We start from the raw sequence: 18,184 nt of genomic DNA, 5'->3' as shown, positions 1-18,184 counted from the left end.
AAGGAGGATCTGCTTATGTACATACCAGCGGCTTTTAAAATGAAGGATATTTCCGAGATGATAGAAGTTATCCAGGAAAACAGTTTTGCAACACTCTTTTCGACTCACGAAGGAATGCCCTTTGCTACACATCTTCCGTTATTGTTGAATGACACAAAAGATTGTTTAATTGGGCATTTTGCAAAAGGTAATCCTCAATGGAAGGATATTGAGAATCAACAGGTTTTAGCAATATTTCATGGGCCACATTGCTACATATCTCCCTCATGGTATGAAACAAATCATGCTGTCCCAACATGGAATTATGTAGCAGTACATGTTTATGGAGAAATCGAGCTTATTGAACACGATGATGAATTAATGACCTCCTTTAACAACATGATTAAAAAATATGAACATCATACCAGCACTTATAGTCTAACTCAGGTAGATGAGCAGCTTGTAAGCAATCTAAACATAGGAGTTCAGGGCTTTAGATTAAAAATCTTAAGTATGGAAGGTAAGAAGAAGTTAAGTCAGAATCATTCTAATGAAAGACAGCAATTAGTGATTCAAAAATTAGAAGAAATCGAACATACCAATGAACAGCAAATCGCTCGTTTAATGAAGCAAAACAATAAGTGAATCCTAAAAATTCCGTATTTCCCCTGCTCTGTATGTGGCAGTGAGGAAGGAGCGGAATTTTTTAATTTCTTTCAGCTGATGTCCAAACATCCGCTGAAATAGAGGGACTCAGTCTAAAAGTGTGAAAACGCTTGAGAGACCAACATCGGCATAATTGATTGTTTGCTTTACCCAATTCTTTAGCGGTAATAACTACAATTCACAAATTGTTCAATGTAAGCGTTTAAAATTTGAACAGTTTGTGAAGACCTTCACATTAGGCTTTATTTTTAAAAAAATAGGAGTAGAATAGGAATCAGTAAGAGGTTGTTATAAAACAGTTTATCAATAGTATCACATTTTTAGTGATTGTTATATTACAAAAACGTATAGTTGAAGGGAGATTTTACAATGTGGGTTATTACAGTATTTGAGAAAAAGGACGTTCGTATTTTTGAATACACAAATAAAAATGAAGCAACAAAAGCTTTGGGCGGATTTAAGAAAAACGCAATTTTATCTTTCACAAAATAAGCTAACAAAAAATTCGTAGCCATGACAATTTGGTTACGAGTTTTTTATGTTGAAATACAAATGGTTAAGAGATCTAGTAAACGTTGGCTCTTTATATGAGGGTGATTTCCGTTCCAGGCTACTCGCTTTGTTGCTGTCGCTTCGCTTTCGTACAGAGCAAAGCTTCCTGTGGGCGAGCGTCGAGCCGCTTCCTCCCCAATTCCTTACCACCACATTTTGGACATTCTAATGCTTTCATAGAATTCTTCAATTTGAAACCCTTCCCTATTTATGTAAGTCAATATTTTTATGATAGATTCTTATCTATTATTACGAATGAAATGTAAAATGGCTCCATTTTATTCAACGTTTTCATAGAATAATTGAGAGCTTCATTTCACGTCTAATAACTCTTCCTCTTACTAAACGATTTTATTATTTTTTAAACGGCTTTATTGTAAATTAAACGAGTTTTTTGTTACTTTACATTATTTATAAAGAGTATTATAATGAAATTGTAAGTGGGACATAATTTTATATAGTGGGACAAAATATAACCCACTACTATTAAAAAGGGAGTAGATAAATATGTTATCTGTACCTGAGGCACAGCAAAGGCTACTTCCAGAAATGTATCCGCTTCTACAATCGAGATATCGTATTTTACAAACAGTTCAGCTGATGCAGCCAATTGGGCGACGTACACTTGCAGATTCACTTAAAATGACTGAACGAGAAATTCGTAAAGAAACAGATATTTTACGCGAGCAAGGGTTATTAGATTCTCAAAAGTCGGGTATGGTATGTACAGACGAAGGTGAAGTAGTTATTGATAAGCTACGAGCACTAGTCTATGAATGGTCTGGTCTTACACAGCTAGCTAAATCATTGGAAAACCATTTCGGCTTCCAGCATGTAATTGTTGTTCCAGGTGATTACAATGAAGACGATACAATATTAACATTGCTTGGAAAAGAGGCAGCACATCAATTTATGTCAACAAGCTTTGATGGTCAAATAGTAGCTGTTACTGGTGGGAAGTCGGTTGCATCACTCGCGCAATTTTTACATCCTGCTGATCCACGCAACATCACATTTGTTGCTGCTCGTGGAGGTATTGGACATGAAATGCAAATGCAAGCCAATACACTTGTCTCAGCATTTGCCATGCAGATGGATGCACAGTATCGCACCTTGTTTTTACCGGAGCATTTAAGTGAGCAGGCTTATCAAGCAATGCTGACAGAGCCAATGGTAACTGAAATGATGAATTATTATGATCATGCAGATTGTGTCATTCATGGTATTGGCTCGGCAGAGGAAATGGCTGTTCGTCGTAATTCATCGCCTGAAGATTTACGGATACTCGAAGAAAAGGGTGCAGTTAGTGAAGCATTTGGCTATTATTTCAATGCAGAAGGCGAAATTGTACATCGAATTCGAACAATCGGTATTCAGTTCGAGCAAGTTCGAAGCAGTAAGCAGGTCATTGCAATTGCTGCTGGAAAACAAAAAGTGAAGGCAATGCTATCGTACTTTAAGGTAGCGCCAAAGCAAACCATTTTTATAACGGATGAGGTAGCCGCAAAGGCTATCGCCGAAAATTTATCTTCTTAATAAATTAACTACAGAACTCGTATTTCAGCGGGTGCTACAACACTCTCTGAATGAGAATAAAGCCAATTGTGGATATTATAAATGTCCGAGGCAAAATTAATTATTTAAACAATATTGGAGGAATTGACAATGGCATTAAAATTAGCGATTAATGGATTTGGACGTATTGGACGATTAGTATTTCGTGAAGCTATGAAGCACGATGAATTCGAAGTGGTTGCAGTAAATGACCTAACTGATGCAGGTCAGCTTGCACACTTATTAACTTATGATTCAGTACACGGTATCTACGATGCTGATGTTTATGCAGACGGCGATTCTTTCGTAGTAAATGGAAAAAAAATTAAAGTATATGCAGAAAAAGATCCTGCTAATTTACCTTGGGGTGAGTTAGGTGTTGATGTAGTACTTGAATGTACAGGTAGATTCCGCTCAATGGAAGAAGTAGGAAAGCACATTCAAGCAGGTGCTAAAAAAGCTATTCTTTCGGCTCCAGCGAAGGGCGAAATGCCAACGTTTGTAATGGGTGTTAACCATGAGGATTACAACCCTGAAACAGATGATGTTATTTCAAACGCTTCTTGTACAACGAACTGTCTAGCGCCAGTTGCAAAAATACTTGATGAAAAATTCGGTATTGCGCGTGGTATGATGACGACTATTCACTCTTATACAAACGATCAACGTATCCTTGACTTCCCGCACTCTGATCCACGTCGTGCACGTGCTGGTGCAGTGTCAATGATTCCAACAACAACAGGAGCAGCAGTAGCAGTTTCAAAAGTATTACCTCAACTAAAAGGTAAATTAGATGGTTTCTCTATGCGTGTACCAACACCAAACGTTTCATGTGTTGACTTAGTAGTAGAGCTAAAATCAGAAGTAACAAAAGAATCCATTAATGCTGTACTAAAAGAAGCTTCAGAAAACGAGCTTAAAGGCATTTTAGGATACAACGAACTACCTTTAGTTTCAATTGACTACAATGGTAACCATAACTCTTCAACTGTAGATGGTCTTTCTACAATGGTATTAGAAAATAGTATGGTAAAAGTTCTAGCATGGTATGATAACGAAATTGGTTACTCTACTCGTTTAATGGACTTAGCTTTATATATCGCAGAAAAAGGGTTAAACACTAAATAAGTGTCATAATTCGAAAAATCAAGTAAAAAGTGTGACATAATACTGCTTTTTGCGCACAAAAAGTATAGCCTTTATAATATCTTAAAGATATAATATACAAGGGTAAAAGGAGTAAGGGAAATTTACCCTTACTCCTTTTTTATACGTAATATAAGATGAATACGTGCTGAATACATGCAAAAAGCGAAGTCCATTATGACTGGTTATGCAATTGCAAGACATAGAACGTGACTTTTGCTACTATAAAAGCAAGAAAAGGGTACTTCACCATAGCGTTGATTGATTTCCGTTCCGACTGGGGTTTTCTAGGAGCGTCCGATGAGCCTTAAAACCCTAACTTCCGGTGATGAAAGTTAGGCTGACATGACGAAAAAAGTTGAAACAAAAATAACGCTATGTGATGAATGGACCAACTATTTTTATCTAATACAGTTAAGTGAATGATGTGAGGAGCCAAGATGGGTGAATCCAGGAATTTCACGATTAAAAACTTTGAAGGGGGTTTCTTCATGTTAAATAAGAAGACGATGAAAGATATTGATGTAAAAGGTAAGGGTGTATTTGTACGTGTTGATTTTAATGTACCGATGGCAGATGGTGCGATTACTGACGAAACACGTATTCGAGCAGCAATCCCTACAATTGAATATTTAGTGGAACAAGGTGCCAAAGTAATTTTAGCCTCTCACTTAGGACGTCCAAAGGGTGAAGTAAAAGAGGACATGCGCCTAACTGCAGTAGGTATACGTTTAGCTGAATTAATGGGTAAACCTGTTACAAAATTAGATGAATCGATTGGCCAAGAGGTAGAAGAAGCTGTTGCAAATATGCAAAATGGTGACATTATTCTTCTTGAAAATGTTCGCTTCCACGCTGGTGAAGAGAAAAATGATCCAGCATTAGCAGAGCAATTTGCAAAATTAGCGGACGTTTATGTCAATGATGCGTTCGGTGCAGCTCATCGTGCACACGCGTCAACTGAAGGAATTGCAAAATATATACCAGCAGTATCTGGTTTCCTTATGCAAAAGGAATTAGATGTGCTAGGTAAAGCATTATCTAACCCAGAGCGTCCATTTACAGCCATTATCGGTGGTGCCAAAGTAAAAGATAAAATTGGTGTGATTGAAAGCTTATTAGAAAAAGTGGACCATCTAATTATTGGTGGCGGTTTATCATTCACATTCATTAAAGCACAAGGCCATGATGTCGGTAAATCTTTATTAGAGGAAGATAAAATCGACTTAGCAAAATCCTTTATTGAAAAAGCAAAGGCAAAAGGCGTGCAATTACATATGCCAATCGATGCCGTTGTCGCAAACGAATTTTCAAAAGATGCAGAAACTAATATTGTAGATGTAGACGCTATTCCAGCGGATTGGATGGGCTTAGATATTGGTCCGAAAACAGCTACTAACTATGCAGAGGTTATTAAAAATTCTAAATTAATCATTTGGAATGGACCAATGGGTGTTTTTGAAATGGATAAATTTGCGAATGGTACAAAAACTGTAGCTGACGCTATGGCGACAACAACTGGTTATACAGTTATTGGTGGCGGGGATTCTGCAGCAGCAGTAGAAAAATTTGAGGTTGCCGATAAAATGGACCATATTTCAACTGGTGGCGGTGCATCACTTGAATTAATGGAAGGTAAAGAGCTACCAGGGATTGTGGCATTAAACGATAAATAATACAATTTGGGAGGCAATAACTATGCGTAAACCAATTATTGCAGGTAACTGGAAAATGTATAAAACATTTGAAGAGGCTATCCAGTTTGTTGATGCGGTACAGGACAAACTTCCTTCGAATGATAAAGTAGACGCTGTTGTTTGTGCACCAGCACTTTACCTACCTACGCTTGTGCAAGTTGCTAGTGAATCTGAGCTAGCCATTGGTGCACAAACAATGCATTATGAAAACGAAGGTGCATTCACTGGAGAAATTAGTCCAGCTCAGCTAGCAAGCGTGGAAGTAGACTATGTTATTTTAGGACACTCTGAACGACGTGAATATTATAATGAAACAGATGAAGCGATCAATAAAAAGGTTGCTGCAGCACTAGCGCATAATATCGTACCAATTATTTGCTGTGGAGAAACGCTTGAAGAACGTGAAGCGGGGACTACTGAGCAAAAGGTTGCTCATCAAATTACAGCAGCACTAGCTGGATTTGGAGCACAAGAAGTGGAGCATATGGTGATCGCCTATGAGCCTATCTGGGCAATCGGTACAGGTAAAACAGCTACAGCAGAAGATGCTAACCAAGTATGCGGAGCCATTCGTGCAGTAGTGAAGGAATTATATAATGATGAAACGGCCGCTGCTATACGTATTCAATATGGCGGTAGCGTAAAACCTGAGAACATTCAGGAATTATTATCAAAAGAGCATATCGATGGTGCTTTAGTCGGTGGTGCAAGTTTACAACCAGAATCATATTTAACATTATTGGAGGCGGCAGCAAATGCCTAAAAAGCCAGTAGCATTAATTATTCTAGATGGCTTTGCATTTCGCGACGAAACTTTCGGAAATGCAGTAGCCCAAGCAAACAAACCTAACTTCGATCGTTTTTGGAATGAGTTCCCGCACTCAACTTTAATTGCAGCAGGTGAAGCGGTGGGATTACCAGATGGTCAAATGGGGAACTCTGAAGTTGGACACTTAAATATCGGTGCTGGACGTATTGTTTATCAAAGCTTAACACGCTTAAACAAATCTATTCGTGAAGGAGATTTCTTTACGAATCAAGCATTTTTGGATGCAATAGCACATGCTAAGGCTCATCAATCTAAGCTTCATATCATGGGCTTACTGTCAGACGGTGGCGTACATAGCCATTATGAGCATATGTTTGCACTCTTAAAGCTTGCCAAACAACAAGGCTTAGACAAAGTCTTTGTACATGGTTTCTTAGATGGTCGTGATGTTGGACCGTCAACAGCTTTAGGCTATATTGAAGAAACTGAAAAACAAATGAAGGACATTGGCGTAGGTCAATTCGCTTCCATTCACGGTCGTTATTATGCAATGGATCGTGATAAACGATGGGATCGTGTAGCTCTTACTTACAATGTACTAGTAGATGGTGTTGGCCAAACAGCTGACAGTGCAACAAATGGCGTAGCTGAATCATATGAGCGAGATGTAACAGATGAGTTTGTTATTCCATTTAGCGTTCAAGAGCATGAAAAAGCCGTGGCAACAATTGACGATAATGACGCTGTTATTTTCTTCAACTTCCGCCCGGACCGTGCGATTCAACTGTCTAAAGTGTTTACAAATAGTGAATTTGATGGCTTTGCTTTATCAGCTAACCATCCAAAGAATTTAAAATTTGTGTCATTCACACATTACAGTGATGAAGTAAATGCGCAAGTTGCGTACGCAAACGACAACTTGAAAAATACAATTGGTGAAGTGTTAGCTTCTAATGGCAAAACACAGCTTCGTATTGCAGAAACAGAAAAGTATCCGCATGTTACATTCTTTATGAGTGGTGGTCGTGAGGAGAAATTTGAAGGGGAAGAGCGTATTTTAATTGCATCTCCAAAGGTTGCAACATACGATTTACAACCTGAAATGAGTGCTTATGAAGTAACAGAAGCATTACTTGCAGAGATTGAGGCCGATAAATTTGATGGCATTATTCTGAATTTCGCTAACCCTGATATGGTTGGGCATAGCGGAATGTTAGAGCCAACAATCAAGGCCATTGAAACAGTCGATGAATGTCTTGGTAAAGTAGTAGATGCACTCCTTGCAAAAGGTGGCGCAGCTATTATTACAGCTGACCATGGTAACTCTGATGAAGTTCTTACTTTAGAAGGGAACCCAATGACAGCTCATACAACAAACCCTGTTCCAGTAATTGTAACAAAACCGAATTTATTGTTAAGAAATGGTGGCATTTTAGCCGATTTGGCGCCAACCATGTTAGAATTATTAGAGGTGTCACAACCTTCTGAAATGACAGGTCAATCATTAATTGAAAAAGAGGAGAATTAATTATGCCATTTATTACACAAATTTATGCGCGCGAAGTTTTAGACTCACGTGGGAATCCAACAGTAGAAGTTGAAGTATTTACAGAATCAGGCGCTTTTGGACGCTCAATCGTACCATCAGGTGCATCTACAGGTGAATATGAGGCAGTAGAATTACGCGACGGTGACAAATCTCGTTACCTAGGTAAAGGTGTATTAAAAGCAGTTGAAAATGTAAACACAATTATTGCTCAAGAGCTAGAAGGTAACTACTCAGTTCTTGATCAAGTAGTCATCGACAAAGCTTTAATCGAGCTAGATGGCACAGAAAACAAAGGTAAACTAGGTGCCAACGCCATTCTAGGTGTATCAATGGCGGTTGCACATGCTGCGGCAGATTACTTAGATGTACCTCTTTATCAATATCTTGGTGGATTTAACTCAAAACAACTACCAGTACCAATGATGAACATCATAAATGGTGGCGCTCACGCTGACAACAACGTAGACATTCAAGAATTCATGGTAATGCCTGTAGGAGCAGAATCATTCCGTCATGCATTACGTATGGGTGCTGAAATCTTCCACAACTTAAAAGCAGTGCTTAAAGCAAAAGGCTATAACACAGCTGTAGGTGACGAAGGTGGTTTCGCACCAAACCTTGGTTCTAACGAAGAAGCCATTACTGTAATTTTAGAAGCAATCGAAAAAGCTGGCTATAAACCAGGTGAAGAAGTAAAACTTGCAATGGACGTTGCTTCATCTGAATTATTCAATAAAGAAGATGGCAAATATCACTTAGACGGTGAAGGTGTTGTCAAAACTTCTGAAGAAATGGTTGACTGGTACGAAGAGCTAACAAATAAATACCCAATCATCTCAATTGAAGATGGCTTAGACGAAAACGACTGGGCTGGACACAAATTATTAACAGATCGTATTGGCGCTCGCGTACAATTAGTAGGTGACGATCTATTTGTAACAAATACGAAAAAATTAACAGCTGGTATTGAGCAAGGTGTTGGTAATGCAATCCTTATCAAAGTAAACCAAATCGGTACGTTAACAGAAACATTTGAAGCGATCGAAATGGCAAAACGCGCTGGTTACACAGCAGTTATCTCTCACCGTTCTGGTGAATCTGAAGATGCAACAATTGCTGATATCGCAGTTGCTACAAACGCTGGTCAAATTAAAACAGGTGCTCCATCACGTACAGACCGCGTAGCTAAATACAACCAACTTCTTCGCATTGAAGATCAACTTGGTGCAACTGCTGAGTATCTTGGTTTAAATTCATTCTATAACTTAAAATAAGCTAGTACTAAGTAGCTTCAGTAAAATCGCCTCAAAGGTATGCAAATACTTTTGAGGCGATTTTTTTGTTGCTGGTCGGGGTAGATTTTGGCAAAGCGATCGGGTAGCGTGGGTAACTGCTCGGGTAGGAGAGAAAAGCGATTGGGTAGCCCAGGAAACTGCTCGGGTAAGATAGAAAAGTGATTGGGTTCCCAAGTTACCCTCTCCCTTCTTATGTGAAATTAATGCAATTGAAAAATGGATTACATATCAGATAGAAGTTATAAAGTAACGATGTTGCTTTGCTTCTTTCTAGGTTATTTCGGAGCACACCGCTTCTACGCTGAAAAGATAGAAACAGGTCTATTAATAATTGTGACTTTAGGGGGCTTGTGTATCTGGGTATTAATCGATTTGTTTATGATAGTTATCGGTAATTTCCCCGATAAAGAAGGTTATAAGATCTACCTAATAGCAATGAATAATGCGCTGGTCAACTACGGTTGATTGGCACATTTTTCATGTTGAGAAAAGCGTAAAAGAATGATAGAATCTTGAATGGAAATGTAGTAAATTATTACTACATAAAAGAAAGGTGATTGATAAAAATGCAACAACAAACTTCAGAAAAAAACTATATAGTAATGATTTTACTATGTTTCTTTTTAGGTGGTCTAGGAATTCATCGCTTCTATGTAGGCAAAATTGGTACTGGTATTTTAATGATTATAACTTTGGGTGGACTAGGTATTTGGGCATTGATCGATTTAATTATGATTATTGTTGGCAAATTCAAAGATAAAGAAGGAAAAGAAATAAAGCCTTCTTAACAATAATGGAAAAGGCGTTGGTTAACTGCGGTTAGCTGACGCTTTTGTAATTGGAGAAATGTTGTTTAATAAATCGTAGATGTCAGGGAGGGGGGATATGCGCCTTCTGTGTCTCCCCTGAGAGAACCATTCAGGCAGCATAAAATCCCACTATGATTTAAAGATACGCCTTGAAATTAGGTTTTAAATAGAACCATTCCCATTTAACAAAGATACAGTTACTTGTTATGAACTTTTAATTTTAATAAATATACAAGATGGTCATCATTTATCATTTTTTTTACTTCATTCTCGTCCTGCAAGTCATATGTTCGTAAAGAGTTTCCTTTTGATTCTCTGTATACACCCAATACATAAGTTTCATTTAATTTTAATTTTACTGTTTCATCTCCAATTGCATAACCCCATCCACTAATACTAGCGCCAGATTGAATTTTGTCGATTTTTATAGGGGTTGCTTTAACACTTGGTCCATAAAGAAAAGCAAAAGATTCATCTTCAGAATTTATTATCCCAAACCCTATATTGCCTTCCTCTACTTTGTTTGGACTTTGCCCATAGGATAGTGTCGTTAATGAATTAGACTCCAATTGCCCATCTTTGTAACTTTCAACCCAAAGATCAACCCAACTTTTATCGGCGTTATTTAATTTGAAATTATAGTCAAACAGCATGCCTAAATTTAAATCTTTGAAAGTACTCACATATTTTGAATCGGTGTTAATTGAAATAGTCGTTAATTCTGTTTCCTTTTGATTAGTACAACCTGAAAGAAATAACAAAAATAATGTGGATAGAATACTAAAAATAAAGTATTTATTTCTCAATAAACCAACCTCACCTTTTAAGAATTTACGGACCCAACTTGCTGTATAGATTTAGTTGTTAGTCTGTTATTATATATTTAATTCAAAACATAAATTACCTATAGGGGAAAATGCTTAGGAAATGGAGAATACAATATTGAAAGGAGAATTACTATGAAAATTCTTGAAACAGAACGACTTACCCTTCGCTTACAAACAACAGATGATGCGGATTTTATCCTTGAGTTAATGAATGATCCTTCATGGTTGCAGTTCATCGGTGATCGCGGGTTGAGAACAGTAGAGGATGCATGTGAATATATAAAAAATGGACCAACTCGCATGTATGAGCAATTTGGCTTTTGTCTTTATTTAGTTGAAAGAAAAGAGGATCAAGCTCCGGTTGGAATTTGCGGTTTAGTTAAAAGAGAGTCGCTAGAAGATGTGGATATTGGCTTTGCTTTCCTTTCTAAGTATTGGGGAAAAGGATACGCCTATGAAGCAGCCTCAGCGACATTAGCGTATGGTATAGATACATTAGGACTAAATCGTATTGTGGCCATCACAACTCAAGATAATCATGCTTCAGCCAAGCTACTCGAAAAAATAGGCTTGAAGTTTGAAAGATTAGTCCAATTTTCCAATGATGCTGAAGAACTTAGACTATTTTCGTTCAATAGTCACCAATAAATATTATGAAAGCAAAGGTGAGAATGTGAATATTAGAGAAGCGAATAAATTAGATTATCCGGAATTAAGAAAAATCTATCTGGAATCACGTCGTAAAAATTTCCATTGGGCAGCTTTAGAAGAAATGACTTTAGACGATTTTGATAAAGATACTATAGGAGAACATATAATTGTAGCAGAAGAGGATAATCATCTACTTGGATTTGCATCATTATATTTGCCAGATAATTTTATTCATAATTTATTTATTAATCCAAATTACTTTGGTAAAGGTATAGGGGGTCACTTACTAAATGCCTCCATTAAAAAAATGAATAAACCATTAAGATTAAAATGTGTATCCGAAAATCATATAGCGTTGAAATTTTATGAGAAGAATGGTTGGAAGAAGGTAAATGAAGAAGGGGAAAAGGAAAAATATTGGGTTATGAAATATGAATAACGGATTAAGAAGGTATTGAAATAAACTTCAAACATGAGGGACTTCGAGTTCATTTGTAATGAAGAAGGGGGCAGTAGCTTGAATTTTAATATGAAGGAAGCTATTGAAATTCTGGAACGTACACCACAAACAGTGGAGTATTTTTTATCTGGAGTATCAGAGGGGTGGCTGCAATGCAATGAAGGGGAAGGAACATGGAATGCTCATGAAGTGATAGACCATCTGATTGAAGGAGAGAAGAATAATTGGATGCCATGATTAGAATTTATCCTTAAAGAAGGTGAAGGAAAGGCATTTCCCCCATTTGATCGATACGCTCATTTACACAAAGAGAATGAAGTTTCTATTAAACAAGCATTATTTGAATTTAAAGAGGTTAGAGTTTAAATATAAACAAGCTTCAGACTCGACTTAAGCCTTTGCATCTAGAATGGCAAGGGTACCATCCTGATTTTGGTTTAGTGAAAGTAAGGGAATTACTTTCTACGTGGGTTGTTCATGATTTAACGCATATTTCTCAAATTGTTAGAATGATGGCAAAGCGATATACAACAGATGTTGAACCGTGGAGTGAATACTTAGGGATATTAAAAAAGAATTGAGGGATGGAGAATTAAGGATTTATCCCATATAGTGGGCTGATTTATGTTCAAGGCTACTCACTTTCGCACAGATAAATAATGTCGCTGACGCTACAGAAGATACATGTTTTGCGGAGCGGTTGATTGGAGTGAAGACTGGGCGACTACTTGGGGATCAGCAATAGAGGAATGAAGGCTAAAACCATCACGTCCTGTGATAACGCCCCCAAAAAAGCACCCAGTCGCAACGGACATTAACCCCTCGTTTCGCCGAAGAGGCATTCGAAAATAAGCCTCGAAGATAATCCACAACAAAAAGAGACAGCCTTTAGTGATTAACACTTTAGACTGTCTCTATGTTTGTTAAACGATTTATTTCTGTGTCCAATATTTGTCTAGCTCTTGATCTAGATAGACCCAACCCTTCCATGCAATATGAATCGTATCCATAATGAAATAAGGATCATAGTCATGGCCTGAGAAATCAACATATGGAACATCATTTTTAGTTAATATTTGATCCATTTTTTCGTAATATTTTTCACGACGATCCGCAGGATATTCAGTGTAGTCATACCAATGACCATTTACTGGAATAGAGACAAATAATGGCTTTGCACCAGCATCTTTTAAAACATCAATTACTAGCTGTAAATCCTCATATTCGGGTGAAGTCGTATAATCATCATTTTTACGCATTCCTTTAAACTTATCAATATTAGCATTTACAAGACGCTTATAAAATTTGTTTTCAATCATTAAATCATTGGATACACGTTTCTCGCCATATTTCTCGGCATTTTGTAGTTGTTGCTCAAATGTTTGGTCTGTTACTAGTTTGTCATTGCTTTTTAAGTTACTTCCTTCTCGAGGGAAGAGCGAGTAATATAAATCTTTTTTCTCTAATAGTGCCTTTTGGACATGGCCAGCCATCACTGCAAGTCGTCCGATGATTGGTTTTTCCTTACCACCAGATAATTTATATTCATAAATTGTTTTTAGTAACTCATCGCGATTGACAGTATCGAATTCAAGAAGGCGTTTCATTCCTCGATTTCGAAGATCTTCGTCAATGTCCTTATTGTATGCTAAATCATAAGCATGCAACATTGAATAGTTAGGAGAAAAATGTAATTCATTCATTCCCTTTTTCGTAAACCATTGAGGAGAAATGATGAAGACAATTTTTTTATCCTTTAAATTCTTTTCCTGTGCGGCAAAATTTAAAAAGTGTGTAATAGACTGCATTCCACCACGCCCGACCATAAATGTCGTATACGGAGCATTTGTAGCTCGAGCATAATTATAAGGGTGGAAAGGGTCAAAACGATTTAATTCTGAGGAGCCGTATAAAGGCATAGTGTTAGGCTCCTGTAACATCCGCTCCTGGAAATACATCCCTTGGAACACTAATGGAGACATACTTGTCTTTGCCTGCTCTACATCTTCATCTGAAATCCAAGCTTTTATCCAGGAATTAGGGAAGAATATCAAGGCAGCAAAAAGAGCAAAAGCAATTAATAATGATAGAAAGCCTTTCTTAATCATTGTCTTTCAGCTAATTCCGCTGCAATACGATTTGGCGTGTTCCATTCCTCACGGTTAAAATCAGTAATTGGCACTGAAATATTAAAACGGTTTTCAATTTCCACTAATAAATTAATTGTACCGAATGAATCAAGAAGTCCTTCTTCAAATAAATCGATATCTGGGTTTTCTAAAACGATATCGTCCTCGCATAACTCTACTAGCATTTCTAAAACTTGTTGTTTATCCATTATAAATCTCCTTTATTGTTTAGGCTGCAGTATTCATAAAAACATGAACAGAGCCATTAATTAAAATAATGTTCCTGAAAAAATATAGAAACCAAAACAAATGGCATTAAACGTAATAAATACGCCGATTGCATGCGTCCATTTATTTTTTGGCCAAATCTTGCGCTTTTTATTCCAACGTTCAAATTTATCGAAGCAGATAATTAACAAGGCATGGTAGAGACCATAGACAATATAGTGCAATTCTAAGCCGTGCCAAATACCCATTAAAAAGAACAGTAAAAAGAAGCCAAGATAAGAAACTGTGTATTTGTTTTTAATCCATTTTTTCTTAGTCATCCAAAGTACGAAGCGCATATAAACATAATCCCTGAACCAGAATGAAAGGCTCATATGCCAACGGTTCCAGAAGTCTTTAATATTGCGACTCGCGAATGGACGGTTAAAGTTAATTGGCGTTTGAACACCCATAATGCGACTGACACCAACTGCAAAAGCACTATAACCTGCAAAATCAAAAAATAGATAAAAACTATACATATACATATACGCTATTTGCCCTTGAAAAGGTGTCAAATAGTTATAAGTTTGATTTGGTAAATAAATAAGTGTGTAATTGTATATTAAATAAGCCAAAATAAATTTATATAAAAAGCCTACAAATATATAATTGATCCCACTTAACAGTAGCTTTTGATAGTCTTGACCAGATGGCACTGTGTGCATATCTTTATAAAAGCGTCTCCAACGATCAATAGGTCCCGAAGTTATTGTTGGGAAGAACAGTAAAAAATAAGCAAGCTCAACTACTGAAATTTTATCCTTAATTAAGCCATCACGTGTTTCTAAAATCATTTGTACCGATTTAAAGGTAATATAGGATACCCCTAAAAATCCGAATAAATTATTAAGGCCAAGCATAGGCAGAACCTTCACAAGTACAAGTGGTAAAATGGACAGCAGTACAGCAATTACGAATACGGACGTGCTATTCTTCTGTGAGCGATATTTTTGGTAACCGATAATTAATAATAACTGAAATACTGTAAATAGTATAAGAGAAGTTGAGCCATTAAGGGAGTTACCAAAGATAAGAGCTAATACGACAATCGAAATAAAGATATTATAACGTTTAGCTGATTTCCCACGTAGTCCTAAAATAATGGTTGGCAATAATAAAATACCAATGATGATGAAGAAAAATATATTTCCATAAGCCGTCATACTGTTTCCATAACCGCCAATCCTTTACGATCAACTTTACCGTTAGTATTTAAAGGTAAAGTGTCAATGTATTTGAACGTTTTCGGAATCATATAAGATGGTAAATACTCCGCTAACAATGCTTTAAGCTGCTTCGTCATTTTGAAGGCAGAGTCCGTCAATGGCTCACGAAGAACAACAAATGCACTTAGTGAAACAATTTCATCATCTTTTGAAATAGGTATAATAACACAGCTAGCAACAGCAGGAAGATTGCCAATTTGCTTTTCAATTTCCTCGATTTCTAAACGATAACCGTGTAGTTTCACCTGAAAATCTTTTCGTCCAGAAAAGAACAGATAGCCATCTTTTTCATAACCAACGTCCCCAGTTTTATAAATACGTTGATCCCCTATTGTAGGAAAAGCTTTAAGTGTTAAATCAGGTGCCCCAAGATAACCTGCACTTACAGTCGGTCCAGAAATAATAATCTCGCCATCTTCTTGCAAGGATAGATTAGGCTCAGATAGAGGAGCGATTGGTAATTGGTCAAATTGCTCCAAAAGTTCCTTTGTTACTTCTACATAAGATACAGCAACGGTTGTTTCAGTAGGACCGTATAAGTTAAAAATAGAAGCCTGTGGGAAGCGCTGCATTAATTCTTTCGATACGGATACTGGTAAAACCTCTCCGCAGAATAAAAACGTATTTAAAGAAGGCATTAACGCCTGATCCCATTCCTTGTTCATTAAACACATCTTCGCAAAGGAAGGTGTAGAAGTCCAAACGCGAATATCAGATGAAGCTAATGACTCAAATAACGCTTTTGGATTAGCAATTTGCTCCTGCGTAATAGCGTAAAGTGTTTGACCACTAACGAGTGCAGGATATAAATCCATCACAGATAAATCAAAGGAATAAGGCGCTTGATTTAGAAACACACCAGATTCCTGTAAAGGGAAATGTTCATGCATCCAAGCAACAAAATGTGCTAAATTATCGGCTGTAATTTGAACACCTTTTGGCTTACCAGTAGAACCGGATGTGTAAATAATATAATGAATTTCTTGATCCTTAACCCAAGTTGAAGGCTCTGTCGAAATGCTAGTAGCTTGAGCCACTAAATCACTTACTTCCACTACAGGGACTGCTTGGTTCGAGCTTAATGTTTCAGTCTTAAGTAGCAAACAAGCCTGAGAAGCTTCTATAATAATCTGTAACCTTTCAGACGGTGTAGAAGAGTCAACCGGTACATACGGATGACCTGCCTTTACAGCTCCTAAAAAGGCAACGATTTGTAAAGGGGACATATGCCCGTAGACGACGATTGGTTGTTGTCTTTTTAAATCAAGAGCCATTAAATATTGTGCTACACAATCAGAAAGATGCCAAAGTTCACCATAAGTTAAGGAATCATTATTGGTTTGATATGCAGTTCGATCTGGATGCTGTTGTGCCACTTTTTGAATAGCTTCTAAAATACTTAACATAGTTTATATCTCCTTTTCTTAAAATTCCGTATATATAAATGGTCCTGCGTTCATATCATGGAAGCCATGGATAAGAAACAAGAGCACCAAAATGATGAAATAAAATAACGTAAAGCCTATAAAACGTAAAAGCTCATTATTTTTAATGGATTGCATATGTCCACCTCCAATTAAAAATGAAAAAAGATTATAACTTTGTAAATATACTAAATAAATAGACATTTTTTCAAGTTTTTTCTAAAAAATAATCTTTCATTAATTAAATTTTTAACACTGTTTTGACGGATTGTAGATAAAAATGTTGCTCATTTTCTATTTATTCATAAAATCATAAGATTAATTTAAGGTAAAATTAAGGTTTTTGAAAAAGTGACTAAAATACATGGAAGAAAATGACTTTTAAAGACTCTTTGTTCCACCTCAACTTGAAATTTCTAAACTTATAATCTTTTCTATTATCGCTGTTTTTGCGCTTCATGTGTACTTAAAAAATCCTTAAATATCGTAATAGGACATTCGACAACGATTTATGCTACTAACCATTTGTATTGGTTACATTAAGCATAATAAATGAAAGTAAAAACAAAGTAAATTCAAAGAAAATTCGATTAAAAATATCGGTTAAAGATAGGATGAAATGCTAAGGTGGGATAAACAAAAAGCTTAAGCTGTTGCAAAAACGTTTTTTAGCAAAAAGAAAAGCGCCACCATCAAGTTTATCATCCCAACTTATGATAGCGCCCTTACTCTTATCCAAGTACAGAATCCAAAAGTAGGTGGGGGATTAACTGCCTGTAAAAGCCCGATTGGTGAAGGCTAATAATCAGGGAGGATGAAAAAAATCCTCCCTGATTAAAGTTTCACTTTATCCCGCTTTAACGGACAGTACCTTATATGTACCGAGGGCAAAGCAGTAAGTACGAGAATCCTGCCTCAAAATTTAGTGAAAGCAAAGAGGGGAGAACTGTCCGTAAAAGCCCGATTGGTGAAGACTAATAATCAGGGAGGATGAAAAAAATCCTCCCTGATTAAAGTTTCACTTTATCCCGCTTTAACGGACAGTAATTTATATGTACCGAGGGCAAAGCAGTAAGTACGAGAATCCTGCCTCAAAATTTAGTGAAAGCAAAGAGGGGAGAACTGTCCGTAAAAGCCCGATTGGTGAAGACTAATAATCAGGGAGGATGAAAAAAATCCCC

General features: G+C 36.8%; 18 protein-coding genes and 1 pseudogene. 13 read left to right on the top strand and 6 right to left on the bottom strand.

Annotated elements, in window-relative coordinates; all coding sequences use genetic code 11:
- Positions 1-15 precede the first annotated feature (15 nt).
- From ACIQLB_RS14270 to ACIQLB_RS14225, 10 genes are all read left to right on the top strand, one after another.
- Positions 16-624, top strand: a complete 609-nt coding sequence (locus ACIQLB_RS14270) for an FMN-binding negative transcriptional regulator (protein ID WP_400726798.1) — start codon at positions 16-18, stop codon at positions 622-624.
- A gap of 390 nt (positions 625-1,014) precedes the next feature.
- Positions 1,015-1,137, top strand: coding sequence for a hypothetical protein (locus ACIQLB_RS14265; RefSeq protein WP_263297453.1), 123 nt, complete (start codon positions 1,015-1,017; stop codon positions 1,135-1,137).
- A 567-nt stretch (positions 1,138-1,704) separates the two neighbouring features.
- A complete protein-coding gene (locus tag ACIQLB_RS14260; protein ID WP_400726795.1) occupies positions 1,705-2,733 on the top strand; it encodes a sugar-binding transcriptional regulator in 1,029 nt (342 codons plus the stop codon).
- A gap of 129 nt (positions 2,734-2,862) precedes the next feature.
- Positions 2,863-3,879 carry a type I glyceraldehyde-3-phosphate dehydrogenase gene (gene gap, locus ACIQLB_RS14255; RefSeq protein WP_400726793.1) on the top strand — a complete coding sequence of 339 codons (1,017 nt, stop codon included), beginning with the start codon at positions 2,863-2,865 and terminating at the stop codon, positions 3,877-3,879.
- Between the two features lie 509 nt (positions 3,880-4,388).
- Complete coding sequence (locus ACIQLB_RS14250; protein WP_400726790.1) at positions 4,389-5,573, top strand: phosphoglycerate kinase; 1,185 nt, start codon at positions 4,389-4,391, stop codon at positions 5,571-5,573.
- 22 nt (positions 5,574-5,595) lie between these two features.
- On the top strand, positions 5,596-6,357 hold the full coding sequence (tpiA, locus tag ACIQLB_RS14245) for a triose-phosphate isomerase (RefSeq protein WP_400726787.1): 762 nt from the start codon (positions 5,596-5,598) through the stop codon (positions 6,355-6,357).
- Positions 6,350-7,891 carry a 2,3-bisphosphoglycerate-independent phosphoglycerate mutase gene (gpmI, locus tag ACIQLB_RS14240; protein WP_400726784.1) on the top strand — a complete coding sequence of 514 codons (1,542 nt, stop codon included), beginning with the start codon at positions 6,350-6,352 and terminating at the stop codon, positions 7,889-7,891. Before tpiA ends, gpmI begins: the two co-directional genes overlap by 8 nt.
- A gap of 2 nt (positions 7,892-7,893) precedes the next feature.
- Positions 7,894-9,186 (top strand): phosphopyruvate hydratase, encoded by a 1,293-nt coding sequence (gene eno / locus ACIQLB_RS14235; RefSeq protein ID WP_400726781.1) that lies wholly within the window; start codon positions 7,894-7,896, stop codon positions 9,184-9,186.
- Positions 9,187-9,423: 237 nt separating this feature from the next.
- On the top strand, positions 9,424-9,672 hold the full coding sequence (locus tag ACIQLB_RS14230) for a TM2 domain-containing protein (RefSeq protein WP_400726778.1): 249 nt from the start codon (positions 9,424-9,426) through the stop codon (positions 9,670-9,672).
- A gap of 101 nt (positions 9,673-9,773) precedes the next feature.
- A complete protein-coding gene (locus tag ACIQLB_RS14225) occupies positions 9,774-9,995 on the top strand; it encodes a TM2 domain-containing protein (protein WP_370082865.1) in 222 nt (73 codons plus the stop codon).
- Between the two features lie 218 nt (positions 9,996-10,213).
- On the opposite strand, the gene ACIQLB_RS14220 is transcribed toward ACIQLB_RS14225, so the two are convergent.
- Entirely contained in the window at positions 10,214-10,822 is a 609-nt protein-coding gene (locus tag ACIQLB_RS14220) for a hypothetical protein (protein ID WP_400726775.1), read from the bottom strand.
- 153 nt (positions 10,823-10,975) lie between these two features.
- On the opposite strand from ACIQLB_RS14220, the gene ACIQLB_RS14215 reads away from it, so the two are divergent.
- From ACIQLB_RS14215 to ACIQLB_RS14205, 3 genes and pseudogenes are all read left to right on the top strand, one after another.
- On the top strand, positions 10,976-11,491 hold the full coding sequence (locus tag ACIQLB_RS14215; protein ID WP_400726772.1) for a GNAT family N-acetyltransferase: 516 nt from the start codon (positions 10,976-10,978) through the stop codon (positions 11,489-11,491).
- 25 nt (positions 11,492-11,516) lie between these two features.
- The gene (locus ACIQLB_RS14210) at positions 11,517-11,933 is read left to right on the top strand and encodes a GNAT family N-acetyltransferase (RefSeq protein ID WP_285397309.1); all 417 of its coding nucleotides are present in this window, start codon (positions 11,517-11,519) and stop codon (positions 11,931-11,933) included.
- A 78-nt stretch (positions 11,934-12,011) separates the two neighbouring features.
- Positions 12,012-12,535 (top strand): annotated as a pseudogene (locus ACIQLB_RS14205) (DinB family protein).
- Positions 12,536-12,886: 351 nt separating this feature from the next.
- Here ACIQLB_RS14205 and dltD read toward each other — a convergent pair.
- Genes dltD through ACIQLB_RS14180 form a run of 5 tightly spaced genes read right to left on the bottom strand, consistent with a single transcriptional unit; the run spans position 12,887 to position 17,141 of the window.
- Positions 12,887-14,062 carry a D-alanyl-lipoteichoic acid biosynthesis protein DltD gene (gene dltD / locus ACIQLB_RS14200; protein ID WP_400726768.1) on the bottom strand — a complete coding sequence of 392 codons (1,176 nt, stop codon included), beginning with the start codon at positions 14,060-14,062 and terminating at the stop codon, positions 12,887-12,889.
- Positions 14,059-14,292 (bottom strand): D-alanine--poly(phosphoribitol) ligase subunit 2, encoded by a 234-nt coding sequence (gene dltC, locus ACIQLB_RS14195; RefSeq protein WP_400726765.1) that lies wholly within the window; start codon positions 14,290-14,292, stop codon positions 14,059-14,061. Before dltC ends, dltD begins: the two co-directional genes overlap by 4 nt.
- Before the next feature lie 60 nt (positions 14,293-14,352).
- The gene (gene dltB, locus ACIQLB_RS14190; RefSeq protein ID WP_400726762.1) at positions 14,353-15,516 is read right to left on the bottom strand and encodes a D-alanyl-lipoteichoic acid biosynthesis protein DltB; all 1,164 of its coding nucleotides are present in this window, start codon (positions 15,514-15,516) and stop codon (positions 14,353-14,355) included.
- Positions 15,513-16,985, bottom strand: a complete 1,473-nt coding sequence (gene dltA / locus ACIQLB_RS14185; RefSeq protein WP_400726759.1) for a D-alanine--poly(phosphoribitol) ligase subunit DltA — start codon at positions 16,983-16,985, stop codon at positions 15,513-15,515. Before dltA ends, dltB begins: the two co-directional genes overlap by 4 nt.
- A gap of 18 nt (positions 16,986-17,003) precedes the next feature.
- On the bottom strand, positions 17,004-17,141 hold the full coding sequence (locus ACIQLB_RS14180; RefSeq protein ID WP_370042601.1) for a teichoic acid D-Ala incorporation-associated protein DltX: 138 nt from the start codon (positions 17,139-17,141) through the stop codon (positions 17,004-17,006).
- Positions 17,142-18,184: the final 1,043 nt, after the last annotated feature.

Origin of the sequence: Lysinibacillus sp. NPDC092081, from assembly GCF_044755845.1 — a bacterium.
Lineage (GTDB): Bacteria > Bacillota > Bacilli > Bacillales_A > Planococcaceae > Lysinibacillus.
Note: the sequence above shows the minus strand (reverse complement) of the source record. Positions and strands in the feature narration are given on the sequence as shown.